The 2,449-nt window shown below is 48.1% G+C and carries 2 protein-coding genes; both read left to right on the top strand.

Annotation, left to right across the window (positions count from 1 at the left end; translation table 11 throughout):
- Positions 1 to 1,154: tetratricopeptide repeat protein (locus RMO84_RS12500; RefSeq protein WP_310488780.1), on the top strand; the 1,154-nt coding region annotated here is incomplete at its 5' end.
- A gap of 140 nt (positions 1,155 to 1,294) precedes the next feature.
- Positions 1,295 to 2,305 carry a tryptophan--tRNA ligase gene (gene trpS / locus RMO84_RS12495; RefSeq protein ID WP_310488779.1) on the top strand — a complete coding sequence of 337 codons (1,011 nt, stop codon included), beginning with the start codon at positions 1,295 to 1,297 and terminating at the stop codon, positions 2,303 to 2,305.
- Positions 2,306 to 2,449: the final 144 nt, after the last annotated feature.

The following is a 2,449-nucleotide window of genomic DNA, read 5'->3' as shown; positions in this document are numbered from 1 at the left end:
TTGATTTTTATTATCAGCGTGCCTCGGTCAACAAAAGCCTCAAAAATTACTATCAAGTCTTAGTTGACTGCAAATATATTCTCGAACGGGTTGCCCATCCGTCCGCCCGCTGGTTGAATGCGGTGGCTCTTGTCAAGCTGGAAAACTATCAAATTGCCTTAGCCAGTCTGGATCGGCATATTGAGGATTATCCTCAAGATCCAAATGGCTACTGCTATCGCGGGATCTGTTACGAACGACTAGAAAAACTGCCTCAGGCATCGATCGATCTGGATCGGGCGATCGCTTTACAAGCCGGACAACCAGTCTTTCATCACGCACGCGGGCGCGCTCGCCAAAAAATGGGCGATCTGCCCGGTGCCTTAGCTGATTTCAACATCACGATCGATCGTAAACCCCAGGCTGCCGTATTCAACGATCGCGCCGAAGTACATCGCGGTCTGGGCGATCGCCAAGCTGCTTTGAAGGATTGCAATCGGGCGATCGAATTAAATCCCAAATTTATCAATGCTTATTTTCGACGCGGCCTAATTTTTGTCGAACTTGGCGATCTCGAATTGGCATTGTTAGATTTTGACATTACGCTCGACTTCGATCCCGAATACGCCGATGCCTATATTCAAAGGAGTTGGATTCACTTTAGAAAAAATGATTATACTCGGGCCAAACAAGATTGTCGGAGTGTTAAAGCACTCGATAATGCTTCTTTTTGGGCTAACTATATATCGGGCGTCGTCGATGGCCTATCGGGTTTGCACCATACCGCGCTCAAGAATTTTAGCCGCGCGATCGAGCTTTCACCCCACTACGTTTCGGCAAGGTATCATCGAGGCGTCGTTCATTATGAGCTAGGCAATACAGCCGCAGCGATGGCTGATTTCGAGCAAGCGCGATCGCTGCAAGATCGCGGTTTGGAACGATTAGTCGATCGGGATGAAACGGGATTTTATGCCGAGGGTTTAGCACTTTATCATCTGGGTCAACCAGAAGCAGCCCGCACGGTGATGATTCTCGGCGCATTGTCAGCCAAGCGGTTTAATAATCCCAGTTTTCACCAGCTCATGCAGACTAAAATCGAACAACTGGGGATGGCTTCTGGCGAACTCAGCAGCAGTGCCTCAAATTCGTGTACGGTCGTGCCAAAAAGTGCGTAGTAGTCTTGGGCAAAAGTAACTATTTTGCGGGGAGCGGGGAGCGCAATACATCGCGAAAATTTTCGATCGAACGGTTTGCTATAATAAAAAGCCTTGCGATCGAGAATCTAGCCGCCAAGGTGCGGTAGAGTCAACTGTTTATGATGAAAAAACGTGTTTTATCTGGCATCCAACCAACTGGTAATTTGCACCTGGGTAATTACTTAGGCTCGATTCGTAATTGGGTCGAACAACAACATCAGTACGAAAATTATTTTTGCGTTGTCGATCTGCATGCCATTACGGCACCCCACGATCCCCAAATTCTTGCCTCCAATAGTTACACGATCGCCGCTCTCTATCTCGCCTGTGGCATCAGTACGGAGGATGCGAGTATTTTTATCCAATCCCATATTCCCGCCCACAGCGAACTCACCTGGCTGCTCAATTGTGTCACGCCCCTCAATTGGCTTGAAGACATGATTCAGTTTAAAGAAAAAGCGATCAAGCAAGGCGAAAATGTCAACGTTGGGTTGCTAGATTATCCCGTTTTAATGGCTGCGGATATTTTGCTTTATCAAGCCGATGAAGTGCCAGTAGGCGAAGATCAAAAACAACATCTCGAACTAACGCGGGATATTGCCGTCAGATTCAACCATCAATTTGCCAAGAAACAACCCGTCTTCAAGCTACCGCACGCACTAATTCAAGCCGATGGCGCACGAGTGATGAGTCTGACTGACGGTACTAAAAAAATGTCCAAATCCGATCCCTCAGATCTGAGCCGGATCAATTTATTAGATAGTCCCGATTTGATTGAGAAAAAAATCAAAAAATGTAAAACAGATCTCGAACGCGGACTGACATTCGAGTCGATCGATCGACCGGAATGTCGCAACCTCCTGACTCTTTACATGCTGATGTCTGGCAAGTCCAAAGCCGATGTAGCCGCAGAATGTCAAGATCTCGGCTGGGGTCAATTCAAACCATTATTGACCGAAGCAACGATCGAACATCTTCGCCCGATTCAAGCCAAATATCAAGAAGTCATCGCCGATAAAACCTATCTAGAGTCGATTCTCCGTAACGGTAGAGATCGCGCTGCCTCGATCGCCGATCGGACTTTGGCGGATGTTAAGACTGCGTTGGGATTCTCGCAGCTTGGGGTTTAAAGAGTGAACTACCCGACTCTCATCCTACGGATAGAGAGCGGGCTTCCGACTTCGAGGGCGACCGCCTCACAGATGTCTTGCGACCCCTGCTTGGTCTGACGTTGCCTCCATCGGCAGTCTCGCTAGTTCCTAACGAGAGAATCC

This window comes from Chamaesiphon sp. VAR_69_metabat_338 (assembly GCF_031423935.1).
Taxonomy (GTDB): domain Bacteria; phylum Cyanobacteriota; class Cyanobacteriia; order Cyanobacteriales; family Chamaesiphonaceae; genus Chamaesiphon.
This window is presented reverse-complemented; position numbering and strand designations above follow the sequence as displayed.

Excerpts from the sequence above, each read along its gene's own strand:
- trpS (WP_310488779.1), top strand. The coding sequence starts at position 1,295 with ATGATGAAAAAACGTGTTTTATCTGGCATCCAACCAACTGGTAATTTG.